Genomic DNA, 21,706 nt, shown 5'->3' on the forward strand with positions numbered 1-21,706 from the left:
CAGGCTGCCTTTGAACACAAAACGGGCCGAAAAACCCGCTAAAAATATGCGCTGCATGGTAACGGAAATTCAGGTCACTGACGACCTTCCGCTGATTTTACGCAGGAGTAATAGATGGCAGAGCGGATAATCCCCCCAGCTCCCCCAAAAGTTTTATTGATTGTGGCACACCCTGAACCACAAGAGTCGGTTGCTAATCAGGCATTGCTTACACAAATTGGTGCGCTTGGTAATGTCACCGTGCATGATTTATATGCAAAATACCCTGATTTCTTTATCGATGTGAAGCAAGAGCAAGCGTTATTGAGGGAATACGAGCTGATCGTCTTTCAGCACCCGCTCTATATGTATAGCTGTCCGGCGCTGCTCAAAGAGTGGATTGATCGCGTGCTGATCAAAGGCTTTGCACATGGTAAGGAAGGCGATGCGCTGATTGGAAAACACTGGTGTTCAGTGATCACCGTTGGCGGGCCTGAGCGTGCTTACTGCCGTACCGGATATAATCGCTATGCTATCGAAGAGATTTTACGCCCGTTTGAACTGACCGCCGCTCTCTGCCGCATGCAGTGGATAGCACCGAAAATTATCTACTGGGCACGCCACCTGCAACCGCATATTTTACAGGCGCAGGTTGAGTTGTATCACCGCTGGCTGGCCAGCCCACCAGAGCTACAACCGGAACGGCCAGATATCGAACATCACGCACGCACACAGCGAACCGCTGATCATACCGCTCCTGCGGCACAGCCGAATACGAGGTCACGTAATGTCTGAAGCCAATACTATGCATGATGTGATTTTGTTCCTGTCAGCCGCCGTGATCGCGGTACCACTGGCGCGCAAAGCCGGAATCGGTGCGGTACTGGGCTACCTGTTGGCCGGTATGGCGATTGGCCCGTGGGGGCTAAAACTGATCAGTGATGTCGATGCCGTGCTGCATTTTTCCGAACTGGGCGTCGTGTTGCTGCTGTTTATTATCGGTCTAGAATTGAACCCCGGAAAACTCTGGCAGATGCGGCGACCTATTTTCGGGCTGGGTTCACTGCAAGTGATGCTGACCGCTGGTTTGCTGATGTTGCTGCTGCTCAAACTTGGGTTTAACTGGCAAAGTGCGCTGATCAGCGGCTTGGGGCTGGCAATGTCCTCGACCGCCATGGGCTTACAGCTGATGCGAGAATACGGCATGACTCGTAACGACGGCGGGCAGTCCGGTTTTGCGATTTTGCTGTTTCAGGATATGGCCGTCGTTCCCGTACTGGCTCTGATCCCGTTGCTTACCGCCGGTGCGGCCGAGACCACCGATTGGTCAGTGATTGCCATTCGCGTGGGCGGTGTTGCCTTACTGCTGCTCGGTGGTAAATTTTTACTCCGCCCACTGTTTCGCCTGATTGCCAACACCGGCGTGCGCGAAGTATTCACCGCCGCCGCCTTACTGGTCGTGCTCGGCACCGCGTTCCTCATGCAGGCTATCGGCCTCTCGATGGCGCTCGGCACATTCATTGCGGGCGTATTACTGGCAGAAAGTGAATACCGGCATGAGCTGGAAATTGCCATTGAACCGTTCAAGGGGCTACTGCTTGGCTTGTTCTTCATCTCGGTCGGCATGGCCGTCAATCTGGGGATTTTGCTGACAGACCCACTGTGGGTTGCTCTGATTGTCACCGCACTGGTCAGCATCAAAGCGGGTGTACTGTTTTTTGTCAGCTACCTGTTTAAACTGCGCCGAACCAGCCGTTTGCAGCTCTCAGTCGTACTTAGTCAGGGCGGTGAGTTTGCCTTCGTTCTGTTCTCTGCCGCCGCCGCCAGTCAGGTGATCAATCAAAATCAGCTGGCGTTGCTACTGGTTAGCGTCAGCTTATCGATGATGACTACACCGCTATTGATGAAACTGATCGACCGCTGGATCAGCGTACAACTCAACAGCCAATTGCAAAGCGAAGAGCAACAGCACGTTGAGGATGATGAACCACAAGTTATCATCGTCGGTTTCGGGCGTTTTGGTCAAATCGTCGGGCGTTTACTGTACGCTAATAAAGTGCGGGTTACCGTACTCGAACGCGATCCAAACCAAGTCTCGTTCTTGCGCCGTTATGGCTACAAAGTCTATTACGGTGATGCCACCCAGCTTGAACTGCTGCGCGCGGCCGGTGCGGAAAAAGCCGAATCGATAGTCATCGCCTCTGACAATGCCGAAGAGAACATGCAGATCGTGCACCTTTGCCAGCAGCACTTCCCGCAACTGCAAATTTTAGCCCGCGCCCGTGGCCGGGTTGAAGCGCATGCGCTACTCAGTGCTGGCGTCACCCTGTTCAGCCGTGAAACTTTCTCAAGCGCACTGGAATTGGGGAAAAAAGCGCTGGTCAGCACCGGTATGCACCCGCACCGTGCTTTTCGTGCCCAACAGCATTTTAAACGGCTCGATATGCACATGCTGCGCGAACTGATGCCAGAACATCAGGCCGATGTTACCGAGATCTCACGGGTGAAAGAAGCCCGGCGTGAACTGGATGATATTTTCGAGCGCGAGATGCAAAATGAGAGCCTACGTTATCAGGGATGGGATACCGACGATGAGTAAGCGCCGCCGCTTCATTGCTGCAGCCGAATGTCCGCAGTGCCACGCTATCGATACCCTCGCACTTTACCTGCAAGATCAGGTTGAAGTGGTCGAATGCGTGCAGTGTGGTCACCGTCAAACACAGGCACAGCAACATATCGAAAAAGAAAAACGGCCAAACGAGCAGGTAATTGGGGTATTTCGCCCCGATTAGTGCATCACAAATTTCCGCCTTGCGCTGATTTCCGCTACAATCAGCGCGCAATTTTAAAATCTTATTTTCTACCAACGGCAGGAGTTGCCATGAAAATCACTAAAAACGCGGTAGTAAGCCTAGCCTACCAAGTGCGTACAGAAGATGGTGTGCTGGTTGATGAATCACCAGTTACCGCACCACTTGATTACCTGCATGGTAACAACAACCTGATCACTGGTCTGGAAAATGCACTGGAAGGCCGTGAAGCAGGCGAAAGCTTTGAAATCAACATCCCTTCTGCTGAAGCCTACGGTGACTACGACGACAATCTGGTACAGCGCGTACCAAAAGATGTGTTCTTAGGCGTAGACGAAATTGAAGTCGGCATGCGTTTTCTGGCAGATACCGATCAAGGCCCAGTACCAGTTGAGATCACCGAAGTTGACGGCGACCATGTTGTTGTTGATGGTAACCATATGCTGGCAGGCCAAGCACTGCACTTTGCTGTTGAAGTTGTTGCCGTACGTGAAGCAACCGCGGAAGAGCTTGAGCACGGCCATGTTCACGGTGAGCACGCTCACGGTGAAGAGGGTGGTTGCTGCGGTGGCCACGGTCACGGTGATAGCGAAGGCGGTTGCTGCGGCGGTCAAGGCCATGATCACGATCATGACCATGCGCACGAGCACGGCCACGGTGGTTGCGGTGGTCACGGCGGCTGCAAGCACTAATCCTTTCGGGCGCATTATGTGTCATGACAGGAAAGCGCAACAAAAACAAAAGGGCGATTTCGCCCTTTTGTTTTAACCTGCATATAGCTTAAAACATATGCAGAAGATACAAAAAGATCATCTTGTTAATAGTGCGGAGGAGGCGTCTCTTCTGACTGAGCCGCAACCGGCGATGCTTCAACTTCACGTAATTTAGTCACAGCAAAACGAACCTGAGTACGCAACTTCTCAATCTCAATTTGCTGCTGCACAATCACCTTATTGAGCTCCTCAATGCTCACTTCCTGAAAAGCCTGACGACTCTCTAATGTCTCTAATCTGGCCAATACAACAGACAGCTCACTCATTGCCAGCTCCTCATCAGTTAATTTCAGTTATTACCACTGCCATTACAGCCTTGTTTACCCGTATTATGAGCGCTGTATAGCTTACCTGCACTAGCTTAACGGATAATCCACCAAATACGATCTGCAGATTAAACCTGATTTACACGGAATTATCTGATTTCCGCATGGTCAAATTGCGTAAGGTTAAATGTAGCCGTGATAAACTAGACAGCAAGTAATGAAAATAGCCGTTATTTATACAAGTCGTTTATATAAAGAAGCCTCACTATTAATGTGTAGCCTCTTTGCAAAATAACTCTCTATAATAGTTACTGTAACGTTATGGTATTGAAGACGTTGTTGTACTGAATTCTCTCTGTTTCATTATTCAGTCACTGTGCAGTCAAAATGAACACGAGTATATTGGCACTACGCCATTCACAATAACTTATGCGCGTAGGTCTATAGCGGGAGATAACCCGCACCATGGAGGAAGAATGAAACCAGCATTTAAAGCATCGTTTTTAGCTATTACTCTTGCGTTATCTTTAGGCAGTGGCGCTATCATGGCTGCTGAACAAGCGAAAGCAAAAACCGAAGTTGTCGCACCAAAATCATCTGCATTTGCAAATGAAAATCAGCAGGCAGCTTATGCCATTGGTGCATCAATGGCCCGTTACATCAGCGCTAATCTTGATGCACAAAAAGAGATGGGCCTGAATCTGAGCCGTGAAGAGGTGATGACAGGTATTCAAGACGCCTTTGCTGGTAAGTCAAAACTCGATGACACCCAAATCCAGCAAACCCTGCAAGCGCTTGATGCTCGTATCGGTAAAATGGCACAAGAAAAATTAGCTAAAGAAGCGACAGCAAACGAAGCTGCTGGCAAAGCATTCCGTGATGCCTTCGCTAAAGAAAAAGGCGTGAAAAGCCTGAAAGATGGCCTGCTATACCTCGTGCAAAAAGAGGGTACTGGCCCAGTACCGAAAGCGACCGATACCGTTGTTGTTCACTATGTCGGTACGCTGATCAACGGCACCAAGTTTGACAGCTCTTACGACCGTAAAGAGCCGGCAACATTCCCGCTGAACCGCGTGATCCCAGGTTGGACAGAAGGCCTGCAACAAGTGAAAGCGGGCGGAAAAATCAAACTGGTTATTCCACCGGCACTGGCATATGGTGAGCAAGGCGCACCAGGCATTCCACCTAACTCAACACTCGTGTTTGAAGTTGAACTGGTTAAAATTGAACAACCAGCAGCAGCACCGGCTCCGGCCACCAAATAAGAACCTTAAAAAGCCGACGTTAAGTCGGCTTTTATTTTCTGCCACCTACCGACCTTTCAGTTATCACTTTCTGTTACAATCTTGGCAAAATAACCGCTAACATCCATGCATGCGAGATGGAAATGTCGAATGAGCTTCTTTGTAACGAACTGCCCACGGAGCACGATTTATTGGATCACCGCCCGTTTACCACACTAGATCATGACATATTGCGCTCTTATGAAGCCGTAGTAGATGGCCTTGCTGCCTTAATTGGCACCCATTGTGAAATAGTGCTGCATTCGCTTGAAGATCTGAATCATTCCGCTGTTCGTATCGCTAATGGTGATATTACCGGCCGAACTATTGGCTCACCGATTACCGATCTTGCACTGCGCATGCTGCACGATATGGAAGATGCCAGCGTTTCACGCGCATACTTCACCCGCGCCAAAGGCGGCGGCGCGCTGATGAAATCGATCACCATCGCCATTCGCAATCGAGATAACCGTGTCATCGGCCTGCTGTGCATCAACATCAACCTTGATGCCCCGTTCTCGCAAGTACTCAAAGCCTTCATGCCCGAAGAGGCACGTGAATCGCCTTCAAATGTCAATTTCGCCAGCTCAGTCGATGAATTAGTCGCACAAACACTCGAATACACCATAGAAGAAGTCAATGCCGACCGTGGCGTATCTAACAACGCTAAAAACCGGCAAATTGTGCTCGCACTCTATGAAAAAGGCATCTTCGATATCAAAGATGCCATCAATCAGGTTGCCGACAGACTGAACATCTCCAAACATACCGTCTACCTTTATATCAGGCAGTTTAAAAACGATGATATTCTGGCGGGAAGCGAATAATCATGAGTGAATCAGTAAATACGCCTTTGCAGCCAAACTGCAGCATACTCACCTATGCATTGCTAGTCACGGGGCCTGCATACGGCACACAAACCGCCAGCAGCGCCTATCAATTTGCTCAAGCTGTGTTGGCGCGCGGCCATACCTTAAGCCAAATCTTCTTTTATCGGGAAGGTGTCACCAATGCCAACGCATTAACCGCACCGGCCAGTGATGAACACCACCTTGTTACGGCTTGGGCCCAACTGTCGGCTCAACATCAGATCCCGCTAAACGTCTGTGTTGCCGCGGCCCTGCGCCGTGGCATCGTCGATGCAGAGCAAGCTAAACAAGAACAACTGGTAAGCTGCAACCTGCATCCGGCGTTTACCCTATCAGGGCTAGGTGAACTTGCACAAGCGGCCCTCACCTATGATCGTATCGTACAGTTTTAACCGTACATCTTACCCATTTGACAACCCACCCCGAGCCGAGTTTATGAGTATCAAACGCATCGCTTTTATCTTTACCCAGCCACCCCATGGCAATGCCGCTGGCCGTGAAGGATTAGATGCCTTACTGGCCACCTCAGCCTACAGTGATAATCTGGGCGTGTTCTTTATCGGTGATGGTGTCTTACAACTGCTGGCCGAACAACAACCTGAAGTCATCTTAGCACGCAACTATATCGCCACCTTTAAACTGCTGCCGTTGTATGACATTGAAAATATCTACGTTAACACTGAAAGCCTGCAACAGCGGGGCATTACACAACAACAACCCTTAATATTGGATGCAGAGCCACTGAGCTATCCTCAATTACAACAAAAACTGACAGAATACGACACCGTACTGACCTTCTAGCATTATAGCCATGTCAGCCTTATTTTGATTTTGGGAAGTTTTATCCCGCATACCCTTTGGTTGTACCGTTATCGCTCTGCATCTTGTTCTTAATGATATAGAGCTGGACATTACCCCAAATGATCATAGCTTAGTCTATATTTACCCCTGATTAGCCTACACTCTTTCGGTTATCCTCAAGGTACTCGCATGCTTTACACAGTTTCCCATTCGCCCTATCAGCAAAATATTCTCCCACTGCTGCAAGAACTGGTATTGGAAAATGATGCCATTTTACTTTGGGCGGATGGTGTTATTACCGGTTTAGCCGGAACGGAAAGTGCGGAACAACTTCTACAAAGTGGTGTCAAAATTTATGCATTGCAGAGTGATTGTCTGGCAAGAGGCATTGCCGCACGTTTACACGCAATGATCGAGCTGATCAGCTATGAAGCATGGGTTCAACTCACTGAACAGCATCCAACACAATATGCTTTTTAACCGTATTCTCATGTAAATACAGCGCCGATCATAACGCCAAAGAGCATTCAAGCAGAGCAAGTGTAGGAAAATGCACCATCACTATAAACAGCACATACTGGCATTAGAGAAGAGCATGTGAAAGAAGCCGCACACAAACGAACAACAATCGCCTCAACATACCATCAACAAAACGATGTATGTTAATTAGCAAATCGTGCGTTAATTGCTGTTAACGCCTACACTCGAGCCAAGCTCAGGGATGACGATCATCAAAAACTGCAGTATACTAATACATTGCCTTGAGTGCATATGTTGTATATTTCTTGACACCCTCAAGGCACGATCCTAGAATGCTGCGTCCCCATACTCTGGGGAGGATTTTTCACGTGTTTACGAAGTAAAACCAGGAGCTATATTTAATGGCAACTATTAACCAGCTGGTACGCAAACCGCGTACCCAGAACGTTGAGAAGAGCAACGTTCCAGCGCTGCAAGCTTGTCCGCAAAAGCGTGGCGTATGTACTCGTGTATATACTACCACTCCAAAGAAGCCAAACTCCGCTCTGCGTAAAGTTTGTCGTGTACGTTTAACTAACGGTTTTGAAGTTACCTCCTACATCGGCGGTGAAGGTCACAACCTGCAAGAGCACTCCGTTGTGTTGATCCGTGGCGGTCGTGTTAAAGACTTGCCAGGTGTGCGTTACCACACCGTTCGCGGCGCACTCGACTGTGCTGGCGTTAAAGACCGTAAGCAATCTCGTTCCAAGTACGGTGTAAAACGTCCTAAGTCTTAATGGTTCTCCGTTAAGTAAGGCCAAACACCCATATACAAATCAAAAACTCTTTGAGTTTTGGATAACCTGAAGTTTTAAACGGAGAATTCCTATGCCACGTCGTCGCGTGATTGGTCAACGTAAAATTCTGCCGGACCCAAAGTTCGGATCTGAGCTGTTGGCTAAATTCATCAACGTTGTGATGGTAGACGGTAAGAAGTCTACTGCTGAAGCAATCGTATACACAGCGCTGGAAATCCTGGCCCAGCGTTCTGGTAAAGATCACCTGGTTGCTTTCGAAACTGCACTGGACAACATCCGTCCAACAGTGGAAGTTAAAGCACGCCGTGTTGGTGGCTCTACTTACCAAGTACCAGTTGAAGTGCGTCCTGTGCGTCGTAACGCACTGGGTATGCGCTGGCTGGTCGATGCCGCTCGTAAGCGCGGTGAAAAATCCATGGCACAGCGCCTAGCGAATGAACTGTCTGATGCTGCAGACAACAAAGGTACTGCAGTTAAGAAACGTGAAGACGTTCACCGCATGGCCGAAGCCAACAAGGCGTTCGCTCACTACCGCTGGTAATACCGAAAAGTGCAGACTCCGTTGGGGTCTGCACTTACTTATTTCCGAACGAAGAACGCCCTAGTTCATAGAGGAAGACATCGTGGCTCGTACTACTCCTATCGAGCGCTACCGTAATATCGGTATTAGTGCTCACATCGACGCCGGTAAAACTACTACCACCGAGCGTATTCTGTTCTATACCGGTGTAAACCACAAAATCGGTGAAGTTCATGACGGCGCAGCCACCATGGACTGGATGGAACAGGAACAAGAGCGTGGTATTACCATCACCTCCGCAGCGACTACTGCATTCTGGTCAGGTATGGCTAAGCAGTATGAACCGCATCGCGTAAACATCATCGACACCCCAGGGCACGTTGACTTCACCATCGAAGTAGAACGTTCTATGCGTGTGTTGGACGGTGCGGTAATGGTTTACTGTGCTGTAGGTGGCGTTCAGCCACAGTCTGAGACTGTATGGCGTCAGGCTAACAAATATAAAGTACCTCGTATCGCGTTCGTTAACAAAATGGACCGTATGGGTGCTAACTTCCTGAAAGTTGTTGGTCAGATCAAAAGCCGTCTGGGCGCGAACCCTGTTCCGCTGCAGCTGGCAATTGGTGCTGAAGATGGCTTCACCGGCGTTATCGACCTGGTGAAAATGAAAGCCATCAACTGGAACGATGCAGACCAGGGCGTTACCTTCGAATACGAAGATATCCCAGCTGACATGCAAGACCTGGCTGATGAATGGCACCAGAACCTGATCGAATCAGCAGCAGAAGCTTCTGAAGAGCTGATGGATAAATACCTGGGTGGTGAAGAACTGACTGAAGAAGAGATCAAAAAAGCTCTGCGTCAGCGCGTTCTGAACAACGAAATCATCCTGGTAACCTGTGGTTCTGCGTTCAAGAACAAAGGTGTTCAGGCGATGCTGGATGTGGTAGTTGACTACCTGCCATCCCCGGTTGACGTTCCTGCGATCAACGGCATGCTGGACGACGGTAAAGATACTCCGGCAGAGCGTCACGCAAGTGACAAAGAGCCATTCGCTGCACTGGCGTTCAAAATTGCTACCGACCCATTCGTGGGTAACCTGACCTTCTTCCGCGTTTACTCTGGTGTGGTTAACTCCGGTGACACCATCCTGAACTCCGTGAAGTCGGCGCGTGAGCGTTTTGGCCGTATCGTACAGATGCACGCTAACAAGCGTGAAGAGATCAAAGAAGTTCGTGCGGGCGATATCGCTGCAGCGATCGGTCTGAAAGACGTGACCACTGGTGACACCCTGTGTGACCCAGCTCACCCAATCATTCTGGAGCGTATGGAATTCCCTGAGCCGGTAATCTCCATCGCAGTTGAGCCAAAAACCAAAGCTGACCAAGAAAAAATGGGTCTGGCTCTGGGCCGTCTGGCGAAAGAAGACCCGTCGTTCCGCGTATGGACTGACGAAGAGTCTGGCCAGACCATCATCGCCGGTATGGGTGAACTGCACCTTGACATCATCGTTGACCGTATGAAGCGTGAATTCAACGTTGAAGCGAACGTGGGTAAACCTCAGGTTGCTTACCGCGAAGCGATTCGTGCGAAAGTTACCGATGTTGAAGGTAAACACGCTAAGCAGTCTGGTGGTCGCGGTCAGTACGGTCACGTTGTGATCGACATGTACCCACTGGAGCCGGGCTCTAACCCTAAAGGTTACGAGTTCATCAACGACATCAAAGGTGGTGTAATTCCTGGCGAATACATCCCTGCCGTTGATAAAGGCATCCAGGAACAGCTGAAAGTGGGCCCTCTGGCTGGCTATCCGGTTGTTGACATGGGTATCCGTCTGCACTTCGGTTCTTACCACGACGTTGACTCCTCTGAACTGGCGTTTAAACTGGCTGCGTCTCTTGCCTTTAAAGAAGGCTTTAAGAGAGCAACCCCAGTTCTGCTTGAACCAATCATGAAGGTTGAAGTAGAAACTCCGGAAGAGAACACCGGTGACGTTATCGGTGACTTGAGCCGTCGTCGCGGTTTGCTGCGTGGTCAGGAATCCGATGTAACTGGCGTTAAGATCCATGCTGAAGTTCCATTGTTTGAAATGTTCGGATATGCAACTCAGCTGCGTTCTCTGACCAAAGGTCGTGCATCATACACTATGGAATTCCTGAAGTATGATGATGCGCCTAACAACGTTGCTCAGGCCGTTATTGAAGCCCGTGGTAAGTAATCCACAGGATTAAAACCCAGGATTAAACCTAAGTCCCGTGCTCTCCCAAGGGGAGAGCACTATAGTAAGGAATATAGCCGTGTCTAAAGAAAAATTTGAACGTACTAAACCGCACGTTAACGTTGGTACTATCGGCCACGTTGACCACGGTAAAACTACTCTGACTGCAGCAATCACTACCGTACTGTCAAAAGTATACGGTGGCCAAGCTCGTGCATTCGATCAAATCGATAACGCACCAGAAGAAAAAGCTCGTGGTATCACCATCAACACTTCTCACGTAGAGTATGACACTCCAAGCCGTCATTACGCACACGTTGACTGCCCAGGTCACGCCGACTACGTTAAGAACATGATCACCGGTGCTGCTCAGATGGACGGCGCGATCCTAGTTGTTGCTGCAACTGATGGCCCAATGCCACAGACTCGTGAGCACATCCTGCTGGGTCGTCAAGTAGGCGTTCCTTACATCATCGTGTTCCTGAACAAGTGTGACATGGTTGATGACGAAGAGCTGCTGGAACTGGTAGAAATGGAAGTGCGTGAGCTTCTGTCTCAGTACGATTTCCCAGGTGACGACACCCCAGTTGTTCGTGGTTCAGCGCTGAAAGCACTGGAAGGCGACGCAGAGTGGGAAGCGAAAATTGTTGAACTGGCAGAGCATCTGGACAGCTACATTCCACAACCAGAGCGTGCAATCGACAAGCCATTCCTGCTGCCAATCGAAGACGTATTCTCAATCTCTGGCCGTGGTACAGTAGTAACCGGTCGTGTAGAGCGCGGTATCGTTAAAGTGGGTGAAGAAGTTGAAATCGTAGGTATCAAAGATACCACTAAAACAACTTGTACCGGCGTTGAAATGTTCCGTAAGCTGCTTGACGAAGGCCGTGCAGGTGAGAACGTAGGTGTTCTTCTGCGTGGTACCAAGCGTGATGACGTAGAGCGTGGTCAAGTACTGGCTAAGCCAGGCTCAATCAAGCCACACACCAACTTCGTAGCAGAAGTTTATATTCTGTCTAAAGAAGAAGGTGGTCGTCACACTCCATTCTTCAAAGGCTACCGTCCACAGTTCTACTTCCGTACAACTGACGTGACCGGTACCATCGAACTGCCAGAAGGCGTAGAGATGGTAATGCCAGGTGACAACATTCAAATGGTTGTAAACCTGATTGCCCCAATCGCGATGGACGAAGGCTTGCGCTTCGCTATCCGTGAAGGTGGCCGTACAGTAGGTGCGGGCGTGGTTGCTAAAATCATCGCTTAAGTCTCTTGTATGACTGATAAAAGGGCGCAATAGCGCCCTTTTGTTACACCCTAGGTAGCATGAGTACTTATTGCTCTTTGGGGGAAATACCGCATCATCATAGGCGTTCACGGCTATTTTCAACTTGAAAATCTGGCCACCAATGAGCACCTGATGTGCGTAATTTTAGCCTGCAAAACAGTGTCAGCAAATTTAGTGTGATCAAAAATCCACCGAGGGGTTGCACTTGGGCTCAGATTGCGTATAATGCGCTGGCTTATCCGATATGGCTAAGCTGAGCTTTTAAAGCTCATTATCGATTTTTGTTTTGATCGATAACACAACGTTCCCGATATGGGGACTACGGAAAAGAAGCGAATCGCACTTCCTCGTAGAAAACGAGTGATAGTGGGGTTTTTATGTGCCTTAAGATTGTTGGAGCTCTGGTCTCATGCAGAACCAAAGAATCCGTATCCGCCTGAAAGCTTTCGATCACCGTTTGATCGATCAGTCAACCGCGGAAATCGTCGAGACTGCTAAGCGCACTGGCGCTCAGGTTCGTGGCCCGATTCCACTGCCGACCCGCAAAGAGCGTTTTACCGTACTGATTTCTCCGCACGTCAACAAAGACGCGCGTGACCAGTACGAAATCCGCACTCACAAGCGCCTGGTCGACATCGTCGAGCCAACTGAAAAAACCGTTGATGCTCTGATGCGTCTAGATCTGGCTGCCGGCGTTGACGTGCAGATCAGCCTGGGCTAATCAGGTCTTCGTACGATAAGAGGTTGATACAATGATTGGTTTAGTCGGACGTAAAGTGGGTATGACCCGCGTCTTCACAGAAGACGGCGTGTCCATCCCAGTTACCGTTATCGAAATCGAAGCCAACCGCGTTACCCAGGTTAAGACCCTGGAAAATGACGGCTACAGCGCGATTCAAGTTACTACTGGTAGCAAAAAAGCAAACCGTGTAACTAAGCCTGAAGCAGGTCATTTTGCTAAAGCTGGCGTAGAAGCTGGCCGCGGTAAGTGGGAGTTCCGTCTGGAAAATGGTGTTGAGTTCACCGTTGGCCAGGAAATTAACGTAGACATCTTCACTGACGTGAAGAAAGTCGACGTTACCGGTTCTTCTAAAGGTAAAGGCTTCGCAGGTGGTGTTAAACGTTGGAACTTCCGCACACAAGATGCGACTCACGGTAACTCTTTGTCACACCGTGTTTTAGGTTCTATCGGTCAAAACCAAACTCCTGGTCGCGTGTTCAAAGGTAAGAAAATGACCGGTCACCTAGGTGACGAACGCGTAACAGTGCAGTCACTGGAAGTTGTACGTGTTGACGCTGAGCGTAATCTGCTGCTGGTTAAAGGCGCAGTACCAGGCGCAACTAATGGCGATCTGATCGTGAAACCGGCAGTTAAGGCGTAACGGCGGAGGAGTATAGGAATGGAATTGGTATTGAAAGACGCGCAAAGCGCGCTGACTGTTTCCGAGACTACCTTCGGTCGTGATTTCAACGAAGCCCTGGTTCACCAGGTTGTTGTTGCTTACGCTGCAGGTGCTCGTCAAGGTACCCGTGCTCAGAAAACTCGTGCTGAAGTTTCTGGCTCAGGCAAAAAACCATGGCGTCAAAAGGGTACAGGTCGTGCTCGTTCTGGTGACATCAAGAGCCCAATCTGGCGCTCTGGTGGAGTGACTTTTGCTGCTAAGCCGCAAGATCACAGCCAGAAAGTAAACAAAAAAATGTACCGTGGTGCGATGAAGAGCATCCTGTCCGAACTAGTTCGTCAGGAACGTCTGATCGTGGTTGAGAGCTTCTCTGTAGAAGCACCAAAAACCAAACTGCTGGCACAAAAGCTGAAAGAGATGGCTCTGGAAGATGTGTTGATCATTACTGCTGAAGTTGATGAGAACCTATTCCTGGCAGCTCGCAACCTGTTTAAGGTTGACGTTCGCGACGTAACTGGCCTCGACCCAGTAAGCCTGATCGCGTTCGATAAGGTTGTAATGACCGCTGACGCTGTTAAGCAAGTTGAGGAGATGCTGGCATGATCCGTGAAGAACGTCTGCTGAAAGTATTGCGTGCTCCGCACATCTCTGAAAAAGCGACTATGGCTGCTGAAACACGTAACACTATCGTGTTTAAAGTAGCAAAAGACGCCACCAAAGCTGAAATTAAAGCCGCTGTAGAACAGCTGTTTGAAGTTGAAGTTAAAGATGTTCGTACTTTGATCCTGAAAGGCAAAGTAAAGCGTCACGGTGCTCGCGTTGGTCGTCGTAGCGACTTGAAGAAAGCTTACGTCACCCTGAAAGAAGGCCAGAATCTGGACTTCGTTGGCGGCGCTGAGTAATTCGGAGGAGTAAAGAACAATGGCTATCGTTAAATGTAAGCCGACATCCCCGGGTCGTCGCCATGTAGTGAAAGTGGTAAACACCGAACTGCACAAGGGTAAACCTTTTGCAGCTCTGTTGGATACCAAGTCTAAGACTGGTGGTCGTAATAACAACGGCCGCATCACTACTCGTCACATCGGTGGTGGTCATAAGCAACATTATCGTCTGGTTGACTTTAAGCGTAACAAAGATGGCATTCCAGCCACTATTGAACGCCTAGAGTACGATCCGAACCGCTCTGCGAATATCGCACTGGTTCTGTATAAAGACGGTGAGCGTCGTTACATTCTGGCTCCAAAAGGCCTGAAAGCTGGCGACCAAATCCAATCTGGTGCTGATGCTGCAATCAAGGTAGGTAACTGCCTGCCAATGCGCAACATCCCAGTTGGTGCTACTGTTCACAACGTAGAAATGAAGCCGGGTAAAGGCGGCCAAATGGCTCGCTCCGCAGGTACTTACGTGCAGCTGATTGCTCGCGATGGTGCTTACGTGACTCTGCGTCTGCGTTCTGGCGAAATGCGCAAAGTTCTGGCTGATTGCCGTGCAACTATCGGTGAAGTTGGTAACTCTGAGCATATGCTGCGTGTACTGGGTAAAGCCGGTGCCGCTCGCTGGCGTGGTATTCGTCCTACCGTTCGCGGTACTGCGATGAACCCAGTAGATCACCCACACGGTGGTGGTGAGGGTCGTAACTTTGGTAAGCACCCAGTAACTCCTTGGGGCGTTCCTACCAAAGGTAAGAAGACTCGCAGCAACAAGCGTACTGATAAATATATCGTACGTCGCCGTAAGTAATTGACACGATTTAGAGGATAAGCCATGCCACGTTCTCTCAAGAAAGGTCCATTTATCGACCTGCACTTGCTGAAGAAGGTAGAGAAAGCGGTGGAAAGCGGGGATAAAAAGCCAATTAAAACTTGGTCCCGTCGTTCAATGATCATTCCTACAATGATCAACTTGACCATCGCGGTCCATAATGGTCGTCAGCACGTTCCAGTTTACGTTTCCGATGAAATGGTCGGTCACAAGCTGGGCGAATTCGCTCCGACTCGTACTTATCGCGGCCACGCTGCCGATAAAAAGGCTAAGAAGCGTTAAGAGGTAAGAGATGGAAGCTATTGCTAAACACCGTTATGCTCGTACTTCCGCGCAGAAAGCTCGTCTGGTAGCTGACTTAGTTCGCGGTAAGAAAGTCGCTCTTGCGCTTGAAGTATTAACTTACAGCAACAAAAAAGCTGCTGATCTGGTTAAGAAAGTGCTGGAGTCTGCCATTGCTAACGCCGAGCACAACGAAGGCGCTGATGTGGATGATCTGAAAATCTCCAAGATCTTCGTAGACGAAGGTCCAAGCATGAAGCGCATCATGCCACGTGCTAAAGGTCGTGCAGATCGCATCCTGAAGCGCACCAGCCACATCACTGTGGTTGTGTCTGATCGCTAAGATTCTGGAGAGTAGCAATGGGTCAGAAAGTACATCCTAATGGTATTCGCCTGGGTATTGTTAAACCTTGGAACTCTACTTGGTACGCGAATACCAAAGATTTCGCTGACAACTTAGATGGCGATTTCAAAGTGCGTCAGTACCTGACAAAGGAACTGGCGAAAGCGTCTGTATCTCGCATTGTTATCGAGCGCCCAGCGAAGAGCATCCGTGTGACTATTCACACTGCTCGTCCTGGTGTTGTTATCGGTAAGAAAGGCGAAGATGTTGAAAAACTGCGTAACGTTGTCGCGAATATCGCGGGCGTTCCAGCTCAAATCAACATTGCTGAAGTTCGCAAGCCTGAACTGGATGCGAAATTGGTTGCAGAAAGCATCACTTCCCAGCTCGAGCGCCGTGTAATGTTCCGTCGTGCTATGAAGCGTGCGGTGCAAAATGCAATGCGTTTGGGTGCTAAAGGCATCAAAGTTGAAGTTAGTGGCCGTCTTGGCGGTGCAGAAATCGCGCGTACTGAATGGTACCGTGAAGGCCGTGTGCCATTGCACACTCTGCGTGCTGACATCGACTATAACACTGCTGAAGCTCACACTACTTACGGCGTAATCGGCGTGAAAGTGTGGATCTTCAAAGGTGAGATCCTGGGCGGTATGGCTGCTGTGCAACAACCGGAAAAACCGGCTGCACAACCTAAAAAGCAGCAGCGCAAAGCTCGTAAGTAAGGAGAATTGTGATGTTGCAACCAAAGCGTACCAAGTTCCGTAAGATGATGAAAGGCCGTAACCGCGGTCTGGCTGCGGGCACTGATGTAAGCTTCGGCACCTTCGGTCTGAAGGCTGTTGGTCGTGGTCGTCTGACTGCTCGTCAAATCGAAGCAGCCCGTCGTGCAATGACTCGTGCTATTAAGCGTCAAGGTAAAATCTGGATTCGTGTGTTCCCAGACAAACCAATCACTGAGAAGCCGCTTGAAGTTCGTATGGGTAAGGGTAAAGGTAACGTTGAGTACTGGGTAGCCCTAATCCAACCTGGTAAGGTTTTGTACGAAATGGATGGCGTTTCTGAAGAGCTGGCTCGTGAAGCATTTAAGCTGGCCGCGGCCAAGCTGCCAATCAAGACCACCTTTGTAACTAAGACGGTGATGTGATGAAAGCACAAGAACTGCGTGAAAAGAGCGTTGAAGAGCTGAACACTGAGCTGCTCAACCTGCTGCGTGAACAGTTCAACCTGCGCATGCAAGCAGCCACCGGTCAGCTGCAGCAGAGTCATCTGCTGAAACAAGTGCGCCGTAATGTCGCGCGTGTTAAAACTGTTCTGACTGAGAAGGCGGGTGTGTAATGACTGATAAAATCCGTACTTTGCAAGGTCGTGTAGTAAGCGACAAGATGGACAAGTCCATCGTTGTAGCAATTGAGCGTATGGTGAAACATCCGATGTACGGTAAGTTCATCAAGCGCACAACTAAGCTGCACGTGCATGACGAGAACAACGAAAGCGGTACTGGCGATCTCGTAGAGATCCGCGAGTGTCGTCCATTGTCAAAGACTAAGTCTTGGACTCTGGTACGCGTTGTAGAAAAAGCTGTACTGTAATCTTTACGATTTTACAGATAGCACAAAGAACTGGGTAAGCGGCCCATGGGGGTCGTTTACTTTTTGTCTACCCATGCTCAGTAAGCGGTGCTATAATGCGTCGCCCTAGTAATGGGAAATCCTGACCCGAGATGGGTCCATGACAGCTCACATATTTAGAGCTGTTAGTAGTTGACTTTAGCGGAGCACTAACATGATCCAAGAACAGACTATGCTGGACGTAGCCGACAACTCCGGTGCGCGCAGCGTAATGTGTATCAAGGTTCTGGGTGGCTCGCACCGTCGCTACGCTGGTGTCGGTGATGTCATCAAGATCACTGTGAAGGAAGCAATTCCTCGCGGTAAGGTCAAAAAAGGTGATGTCCTGAAGGCGGTGGTGGTGCGCACCAAGAAGGGTGTTCGTCGCCAGGACGGATCTGTCGTTCGCTTCGACCGTAACGCTTGCGTTCTGTTGAACAACAACAGTGAGCAGCCTATCGGTACACGTATTTTCGGTCCAGTAACTCGTGAACTGCGTTCTGAAAAGTTCATGAAGATCATTTCTCTGGCACCCGAAGTACTGTAAGGAGCTGAATCATGGCTGCAAAAATCCGTCGTAACGATGAAGTTATCGTGCTGACTGGCAAAGATAAAGGTAAGCGCGGTAAAGTAACCAAGGTTTTGTCTACTGGCAAGCTGGTTGTTGAGGGTATTAACCTGGTTAAAAAACACCAGAAGCCGGTTCCGGCGACAGGTGTTGCAGGTGGCATCGTTGAAAAAGAAGCTGCAATTCAAGCTTCTAACGTTGCACTCTTTAACGCAGCTACCGGCAAGGCTGACCGTGTAGGCTTCCGATTCGAAGAAGGCAAAAAAGTGCGTTTCTTCAAATCTAATGGCGAAACAATTAAGTAATTCTGGAGTAGTACGATGGCGAAACTGCATGATTACTACAAAGAGCAGGTAGTTGCGAAGCTGCAAGAGCAGTTCGGCTACAAATCTGTCATGCAAGTCCCACGAGTCGAAAAGATTACCCTGAACATGGGTGTCGGTGAAGCTCTGGCTGATAAGAAGTTGTTAGATAATGCTGCGGCAGATCTAGCTGCTATTTCTGGCCAGAAGCCACTGATCACTAAAGCTCGCAACTCTGTTGCTGGCTTTAAAATCCGTCAGGGCTATCCAATCGGCTGCAAAGTAACCCTGCGCGGTGAACGTATGTGGGAATTCTTTGAGCGTTTGATCAGCATTGCTGTTCCACGTATCCGTGATTTCCGTGGTTTGAACCCGAAATCATTCGATGGTCGTGGTAACTACAGCATGGGTGTTCGTGAGCAAATCATCTTCCCTGAAATCGACTATGATAAAGTCGATCGTGTACGTGGTATGGATATTACCATTACCACTACTGCGAAGACAGATGATGAAGGCCGTGAACTGCTGGCTGCGTTTGACTTCCCATTCCGTAAGTAAGGTAGGGTTACTATATGGCTAAGGAATCAATGATTGCACGCGAAGCAAAGCGTGCAGAGTTGGTTGAGAAGTTCTTCGCTAAGCGTCAAGAACTGAAGGCAATCATCTCCGATGTAAATGCCTCTGACGAAGATCGTTGGGCTGCTGTGCTTAAACTGCAACAGCTGCCACGTGATTCAAGTCCGATCCGTAAGCGTAACCGTTGTCGCCAAACTGGCCGTCCACACGGTTTCCTGCGTAAATTCGGTCTGAGCCGTATTAAGGTCCGTGAAACCGCTATGCGCGGTGAAATTCCGGGTCTGAAAAAGGCTAGCTGGTAATTTACCACTATTTGAATCACGGGAGTAAAGACAGATGAGCATGCAAGATCCGATCGCGGATATGCTGACCCGTATCCGTAACGGTCAGGCAGCGAAGAAATTTGCGGTCACAATGCCTTCTTCCAAGCTGAAAGTGGCAATTGCCAACGTGCTGAAAGAAGAAGGCTACATCGAAGATTTCAATGTTGTTGGCGACGCTAAGCCAGAACTAGAAGTTACCTTGCGTTATTTCCAAGGTAATTCAGTTGTGGAAAGCATTCAGCGTGTAAGCCGCCCTGGTCTGCGTATCTATAAGAAAAAAGATGTGCTGCCAAAAGTTATGGGTGGTTTAGGTATCGCTGTTATTTCAACGTCTAAAGGTGTGATGACTGACCGAGCTGCGCGTAAAGCGGGCCTTGGCGGTGAGATCATCTGCTACGTAGCCTAATAAAGGGGTAGGAAGAATGTCTCGTGTTGCTAAAGCACCAGTGGTCATTCCTGCCGGCGTAGAGGTGAAACTCAACGATCAGGTTATCATCCTGAAAGGCAAGAATGGCGAGCTGACTCGTACTATTCATCATGGCGTAGAAGTTAACTTTGCTGACAATGCAATCACTTTCGCTCCACGCGAAGGCGTTGCAGGTGCAGACGCGCAGGCTGGTACTGCACGTTCACTGGTTAACAATATGCTGATCGGTGTTACCGAAGGCTTCCAGAAGAAGCTGCAACTGGTAGGTGTTGGTTACCGTGCGGCTCTGAAAGGCAACGCAGTTGCCCTGAGCTTAGGTTACTCACACCCAATTGAGCACCAACTGCCTGCTGGCATCACTGCTGAATGTCCTACTCAGACCGAAATCGTTCTGAAAGGTTCTGACAAGCAGTTGATTGGTCAAGTTGCAGCTGACCTGCGTGCTTACCGCCGTCCTGAGCCTTACAAAGGTAAAGGTGTACGTTACGCTGACGAAGTCGTGCGTATCAAAGAGGCTAAGAAGAAGTAAGGTAACACTATGGATAAGAAAGCAGCTCGTATCCGTCGTGCGACCCGCGCACGTCGCAATATTAAAGAACTGGGTGCGACCCGCCTGGTGGTTCACCGTACTCCGCGTCACATTTACGCACAAGTTATTGCAGCAAATGGTTCAGAAGTTCTGGCCGCTGCATCAACTGTAGAAAAAGTGATTGCTGGGCAAGTGAAGTCTACCGGTAATAAAGATGCCGCAGCCGTTGTCGGTAAAGCTGTTGCTGAACGCGCTCTTGAAAAAGGCGTTAAAGCAGTTGCTTTTGACCGCTCTGGTTTCAAGTATCACGGCCGTGTCCAAGCGTTGGCAGATGCTGCCCGCGAAGCTGGCCTTCAGTTCTAAGGTAGAGGTGTAAGATGGCTAACATCGAAAAACAAGCTGGTGAACTGCAGGAAAAGCTGATCGCGGTAAACCGTGTATCTAAGACCGTTAAAGGTGGTCGTATTTTCTCTTTCACCGCACTAACAGTAGTCGGTGATGGTAACGGCCGCGTTGGTTTTGGTTACGGCAAAGCGCGTGAAGTTCCAGCAGCGATCCAAAAAGCGATGGAACAAGCTCGTCGCAGTCTGGTTAACGTTGCTCTGAACAACGGAACTCTGCAGCATCCAGTTAAGGGTGCTCACACAGGTTCGCGTGTATTCATGCAACCAGCATCTGAAGGTACCGGTATCATTGCTGGCGGTGCTATGCGTGCTGTACTGGAAGTAGCAGGCGTTCATAACGTTCTGTCAAAAGCGTACGGCTCTACTAACCCGATCAACGTGGTACGCGCTACCATCGACGCTCTGGCGAATATGAAGTCTCCTGAGATGGTCGCTGCTAAACGTGGCAAATCCGTTGAAGAAATTCTGGGGTAATGACCATGGCTAAGACTATCAAAGTAACTCAAACTCGTAGCTCTATCGGTCGTCTGCCGAAGCACAAAGCTACTCTGCGTGGTTTGGGTTTGCGTCGTATAAATCATACTGTTGAACTGATCGATACTCCGGCAGTTCGCGGCATGGTTAATCAAGTATCCTACATGATCAAGGTTGAGGAGTAACAGATGCGTTTGAATACTCTTTCTCCGGCTGAAGGCGCTAAGCAATCAGCTAAGCGTGTAGGTCGTGGTATCGGTTCTGGTTTAGGTAAAACTGCCGGCCGTGGTCACAAAGGTCAGAAATCTCGTTCTGGCGGTGGTGTGCGTCGCGGTTTCGAAGGCGGTCAAATGCCTTTGTATCGTCGTTTACCTAAATTTGGTTTTACCTCTATGAAAGCTGCTGTAACAGCCGAAGTTCGTCTGTCAGAGCTAGCTCAAGTAGAAGGCGATCAAATTGATTTGAACGCGCTAAAAGCAGCGAACATCATCACTAAAGATATGGAATTCGCTAAGATTGTTCTGTCTGGTGATGTAACTCGCGCTGTAACCGTTCGTGGCCTTCGTGTCACCAAAGGTGCGCGTGCAGCTATTGAAGCCGCTGGCGGTAAAATCGAGGAATAATTAACA

Annotated in this window: 34 protein-coding genes and 1 pseudogene; 34 read left to right on the plus strand and 1 reads right to left on the minus strand. The window is 49.3% G+C overall.

From position 1 onward, the window contains the following. Positions 1–114 precede the first annotated feature (114 nt). The 4 genes and pseudogenes from kefG to slyD form a co-directional block, all read left to right on the plus strand. Positions 115–663, plus strand: a pseudogene (gene kefG, locus AC1HDJ_RS03720) (glutathione-regulated potassium-efflux system ancillary protein KefG); the annotation flags it as partial. Positions 664–766: 103 nt separating this feature from the next. Continuing rightward, positions 767–2,578 carry a glutathione-regulated potassium-efflux system protein KefB gene (gene kefB, locus AC1HDJ_RS03725; RefSeq protein WP_479533485.1) on the plus strand — a complete coding sequence of 604 codons (1,812 nt, stop codon included), beginning with the start codon at positions 767–769 and terminating at the stop codon, positions 2,576–2,578. Then, positions 2,571–2,771, plus strand: a complete 201-nt coding sequence (locus tag AC1HDJ_RS03730; protein ID WP_438622902.1) for a YheV family putative zinc ribbon protein — start codon at positions 2,571–2,573, stop codon at positions 2,769–2,771. Before kefB ends, AC1HDJ_RS03730 begins: the two co-directional genes overlap by 8 nt. Before the next feature lie 89 nt (positions 2,772–2,860). Further along, the gene (gene slyD, locus AC1HDJ_RS03735; protein WP_438622903.1) at positions 2,861–3,481 is read left to right on the plus strand and encodes a peptidylprolyl isomerase; all 621 of its coding nucleotides are present in this window, start codon (positions 2,861–2,863) and stop codon (positions 3,479–3,481) included. 125 nt (positions 3,482–3,606) lie between these two features. On the opposite strand, the gene AC1HDJ_RS03740 is transcribed toward slyD, so the two are convergent. After that, a complete protein-coding gene (locus AC1HDJ_RS03740; protein WP_438622904.1) occupies positions 3,607–3,828 on the minus strand; it encodes a SlyX family protein in 222 nt (73 codons plus the stop codon). 476 nt (positions 3,829–4,304) lie between these two features. On the opposite strand from AC1HDJ_RS03740, the gene fkpA reads away from it, so the two are divergent. The 30 genes from fkpA to rplO all read left to right on the plus strand — a co-directional run bounded on the left by fkpA (position 4,305) and on the right by rplO (position 21,700). Further along, the gene (fkpA, locus tag AC1HDJ_RS03745) at positions 4,305–5,093 is read left to right on the plus strand and encodes an FKBP-type peptidyl-prolyl cis-trans isomerase (RefSeq protein WP_479533489.1); all 789 of its coding nucleotides are present in this window, start codon (positions 4,305–4,307) and stop codon (positions 5,091–5,093) included. A gap of 122 nt (positions 5,094–5,215) precedes the next feature. Next, positions 5,216–5,938: a helix-turn-helix transcriptional regulator gene (locus AC1HDJ_RS03750; protein ID WP_479536984.1), complete on the plus strand. Its 723-nt coding sequence runs from the start codon at positions 5,216–5,218 to the stop codon at positions 5,936–5,938. Positions 5,939–5,940: 2 nt separating this feature from the next. Further along, entirely contained in the window at positions 5,941–6,372 is a 432-nt protein-coding gene (gene tusD / locus AC1HDJ_RS03755; RefSeq protein WP_479533491.1) for a sulfurtransferase complex subunit TusD, read from the plus strand. Positions 6,373–6,415: 43 nt separating this feature from the next. Further along, entirely contained in the window at positions 6,416–6,781 is a 366-nt protein-coding gene (gene tusC, locus AC1HDJ_RS03760; RefSeq protein WP_479533493.1) for a sulfurtransferase complex subunit TusC, read from the plus strand. A gap of 189 nt (positions 6,782–6,970) precedes the next feature. Next, positions 6,971–7,261: a sulfurtransferase complex subunit TusB gene (tusB, locus tag AC1HDJ_RS03765; RefSeq protein WP_479533495.1), complete on the plus strand. Its 291-nt coding sequence runs from the start codon at positions 6,971–6,973 to the stop codon at positions 7,259–7,261. Positions 7,262–7,662: 401 nt separating this feature from the next. Continuing rightward, positions 7,663–8,037, plus strand: a complete 375-nt coding sequence (gene rpsL, locus AC1HDJ_RS03770) for a 30S ribosomal protein S12 (protein ID WP_010862737.1) — start codon at positions 7,663–7,665, stop codon at positions 8,035–8,037. A 91-nt stretch (positions 8,038–8,128) separates the two neighbouring features. After that, positions 8,129–8,599: a 30S ribosomal protein S7 gene (gene rpsG, locus AC1HDJ_RS03775; RefSeq protein ID WP_479533498.1), complete on the plus strand. Its 471-nt coding sequence runs from the start codon at positions 8,129–8,131 to the stop codon at positions 8,597–8,599. 82 nt (positions 8,600–8,681) lie between these two features. Beyond that, a complete protein-coding gene (fusA, locus tag AC1HDJ_RS03780; RefSeq protein WP_479538093.1) occupies positions 8,682–10,796 on the plus strand; it encodes an elongation factor G in 2,115 nt (704 codons plus the stop codon). A 79-nt stretch (positions 10,797–10,875) separates the two neighbouring features. Next, positions 10,876–12,060, plus strand: coding sequence for an elongation factor Tu (tuf, locus tag AC1HDJ_RS03785; protein WP_479533502.1), 1,185 nt, complete (start codon positions 10,876–10,878; stop codon positions 12,058–12,060). Between the two features lie 430 nt (positions 12,061–12,490). After that, positions 12,491–12,802 carry a 30S ribosomal protein S10 gene (gene rpsJ / locus AC1HDJ_RS03790; RefSeq protein ID WP_001181005.1) on the plus strand — a complete coding sequence of 104 codons (312 nt, stop codon included), beginning with the start codon at positions 12,491–12,493 and terminating at the stop codon, positions 12,800–12,802. 31 nt (positions 12,803–12,833) lie between these two features. Continuing rightward, positions 12,834–13,463 carry a 50S ribosomal protein L3 gene (gene rplC, locus AC1HDJ_RS03795; protein WP_438623171.1) on the plus strand — a complete coding sequence of 210 codons (630 nt, stop codon included), beginning with the start codon at positions 12,834–12,836 and terminating at the stop codon, positions 13,461–13,463. 18 nt (positions 13,464–13,481) lie between these two features. After that, entirely contained in the window at positions 13,482–14,087 is a 606-nt protein-coding gene (gene rplD, locus AC1HDJ_RS03800; protein ID WP_438623172.1) for a 50S ribosomal protein L4, read from the plus strand. Then, the gene (rplW, locus tag AC1HDJ_RS03805) at positions 14,084–14,386 is read left to right on the plus strand and encodes a 50S ribosomal protein L23 (RefSeq protein ID WP_438623173.1); all 303 of its coding nucleotides are present in this window, start codon (positions 14,084–14,086) and stop codon (positions 14,384–14,386) included. Before rplD ends, rplW begins: the two co-directional genes overlap by 4 nt. 19 nt (positions 14,387–14,405) lie before the next feature. Continuing rightward, a complete protein-coding gene (gene rplB / locus AC1HDJ_RS03810; RefSeq protein ID WP_438623174.1) occupies positions 14,406–15,224 on the plus strand; it encodes a 50S ribosomal protein L2 in 819 nt (272 codons plus the stop codon). A 24-nt stretch (positions 15,225–15,248) separates the two neighbouring features. Next, entirely contained in the window at positions 15,249–15,527 is a 279-nt protein-coding gene (gene rpsS, locus AC1HDJ_RS03815; protein WP_438633500.1) for a 30S ribosomal protein S19, read from the plus strand. 10 nt (positions 15,528–15,537) lie between these two features. Further along, a complete protein-coding gene (gene rplV, locus AC1HDJ_RS03820) occupies positions 15,538–15,870 on the plus strand; it encodes a 50S ribosomal protein L22 (RefSeq protein ID WP_438623176.1) in 333 nt (110 codons plus the stop codon). A 17-nt stretch (positions 15,871–15,887) separates the two neighbouring features. Beyond that, complete coding sequence (rpsC, locus tag AC1HDJ_RS03825; protein WP_438623177.1) at positions 15,888–16,589, plus strand: 30S ribosomal protein S3; 702 nt, start codon at positions 15,888–15,890, stop codon at positions 16,587–16,589. An 11-nt stretch (positions 16,590–16,600) separates the two neighbouring features. Beyond that, positions 16,601–17,011, plus strand: coding sequence for a 50S ribosomal protein L16 (rplP, locus tag AC1HDJ_RS03830; protein ID WP_438623178.1), 411 nt, complete (start codon positions 16,601–16,603; stop codon positions 17,009–17,011). Further along, positions 17,011–17,202 carry a 50S ribosomal protein L29 gene (gene rpmC / locus AC1HDJ_RS03835; protein ID WP_438623179.1) on the plus strand — a complete coding sequence of 64 codons (192 nt, stop codon included), beginning with the start codon at positions 17,011–17,013 and terminating at the stop codon, positions 17,200–17,202. The genes rplP and rpmC overlap by 1 nt, the downstream gene beginning before the upstream one ends. Further along, positions 17,202–17,456 carry a 30S ribosomal protein S17 gene (gene rpsQ / locus AC1HDJ_RS03840; RefSeq protein WP_438623180.1) on the plus strand — a complete coding sequence of 85 codons (255 nt, stop codon included), beginning with the start codon at positions 17,202–17,204 and terminating at the stop codon, positions 17,454–17,456. The genes rpmC and rpsQ overlap by 1 nt, the downstream gene beginning before the upstream one ends. A 193-nt stretch (positions 17,457–17,649) precedes the next feature. After that, on the plus strand, positions 17,650–18,021 hold the full coding sequence (rplN, locus tag AC1HDJ_RS03845; RefSeq protein ID WP_438623181.1) for a 50S ribosomal protein L14: 372 nt from the start codon (positions 17,650–17,652) through the stop codon (positions 18,019–18,021). Positions 18,022–18,032: 11 nt separating this feature from the next. Then, positions 18,033–18,347 (plus strand): 50S ribosomal protein L24, encoded by a 315-nt coding sequence (gene rplX / locus AC1HDJ_RS03850; protein WP_438642543.1) that lies wholly within the window; start codon positions 18,033–18,035, stop codon positions 18,345–18,347. Between the two features lie 15 nt (positions 18,348–18,362). Continuing rightward, positions 18,363–18,902: a 50S ribosomal protein L5 gene (rplE, locus tag AC1HDJ_RS03855; RefSeq protein WP_479533509.1), complete on the plus strand. Its 540-nt coding sequence runs from the start codon at positions 18,363–18,365 to the stop codon at positions 18,900–18,902. 14 nt (positions 18,903–18,916) lie between these two features. After that, positions 18,917–19,222 (plus strand): 30S ribosomal protein S14, encoded by a 306-nt coding sequence (gene rpsN / locus AC1HDJ_RS03860; RefSeq protein WP_438623184.1) that lies wholly within the window; start codon positions 18,917–18,919, stop codon positions 19,220–19,222. A gap of 34 nt (positions 19,223–19,256) precedes the next feature. Then, the gene (gene rpsH / locus AC1HDJ_RS03865) at positions 19,257–19,649 is read left to right on the plus strand and encodes a 30S ribosomal protein S8 (protein ID WP_438623185.1); all 393 of its coding nucleotides are present in this window, start codon (positions 19,257–19,259) and stop codon (positions 19,647–19,649) included. Between the two features lie 16 nt (positions 19,650–19,665). Further along, positions 19,666–20,199: a 50S ribosomal protein L6 gene (gene rplF, locus AC1HDJ_RS03870; RefSeq protein ID WP_438623186.1), complete on the plus strand. Its 534-nt coding sequence runs from the start codon at positions 19,666–19,668 to the stop codon at positions 20,197–20,199. 9 nt (positions 20,200–20,208) lie between these two features. Further along, positions 20,209–20,562: a 50S ribosomal protein L18 gene (gene rplR, locus AC1HDJ_RS03875; RefSeq protein WP_479533512.1), complete on the plus strand. Its 354-nt coding sequence runs from the start codon at positions 20,209–20,211 to the stop codon at positions 20,560–20,562. 14 nt (positions 20,563–20,576) lie between these two features. After that, positions 20,577–21,077 carry a 30S ribosomal protein S5 gene (gene rpsE / locus AC1HDJ_RS03880; RefSeq protein ID WP_438623188.1) on the plus strand — a complete coding sequence of 167 codons (501 nt, stop codon included), beginning with the start codon at positions 20,577–20,579 and terminating at the stop codon, positions 21,075–21,077. A 5-nt stretch (positions 21,078–21,082) separates the two neighbouring features. Continuing rightward, the gene (rpmD, locus tag AC1HDJ_RS03885; protein ID WP_438623189.1) at positions 21,083–21,262 is read left to right on the plus strand and encodes a 50S ribosomal protein L30; all 180 of its coding nucleotides are present in this window, start codon (positions 21,083–21,085) and stop codon (positions 21,260–21,262) included. Positions 21,263–21,265: 3 nt separating this feature from the next. Then, on the plus strand, positions 21,266–21,700 hold the full coding sequence (rplO, locus tag AC1HDJ_RS03890; protein WP_438623190.1) for a 50S ribosomal protein L15: 435 nt from the start codon (positions 21,266–21,268) through the stop codon (positions 21,698–21,700). The last annotated feature ends 6 nt before the right edge of the window (positions 21,701–21,706 follow it).

It is taken from the genome of Plesiomonas sp. ISS29, assembly GCF_056522795.1.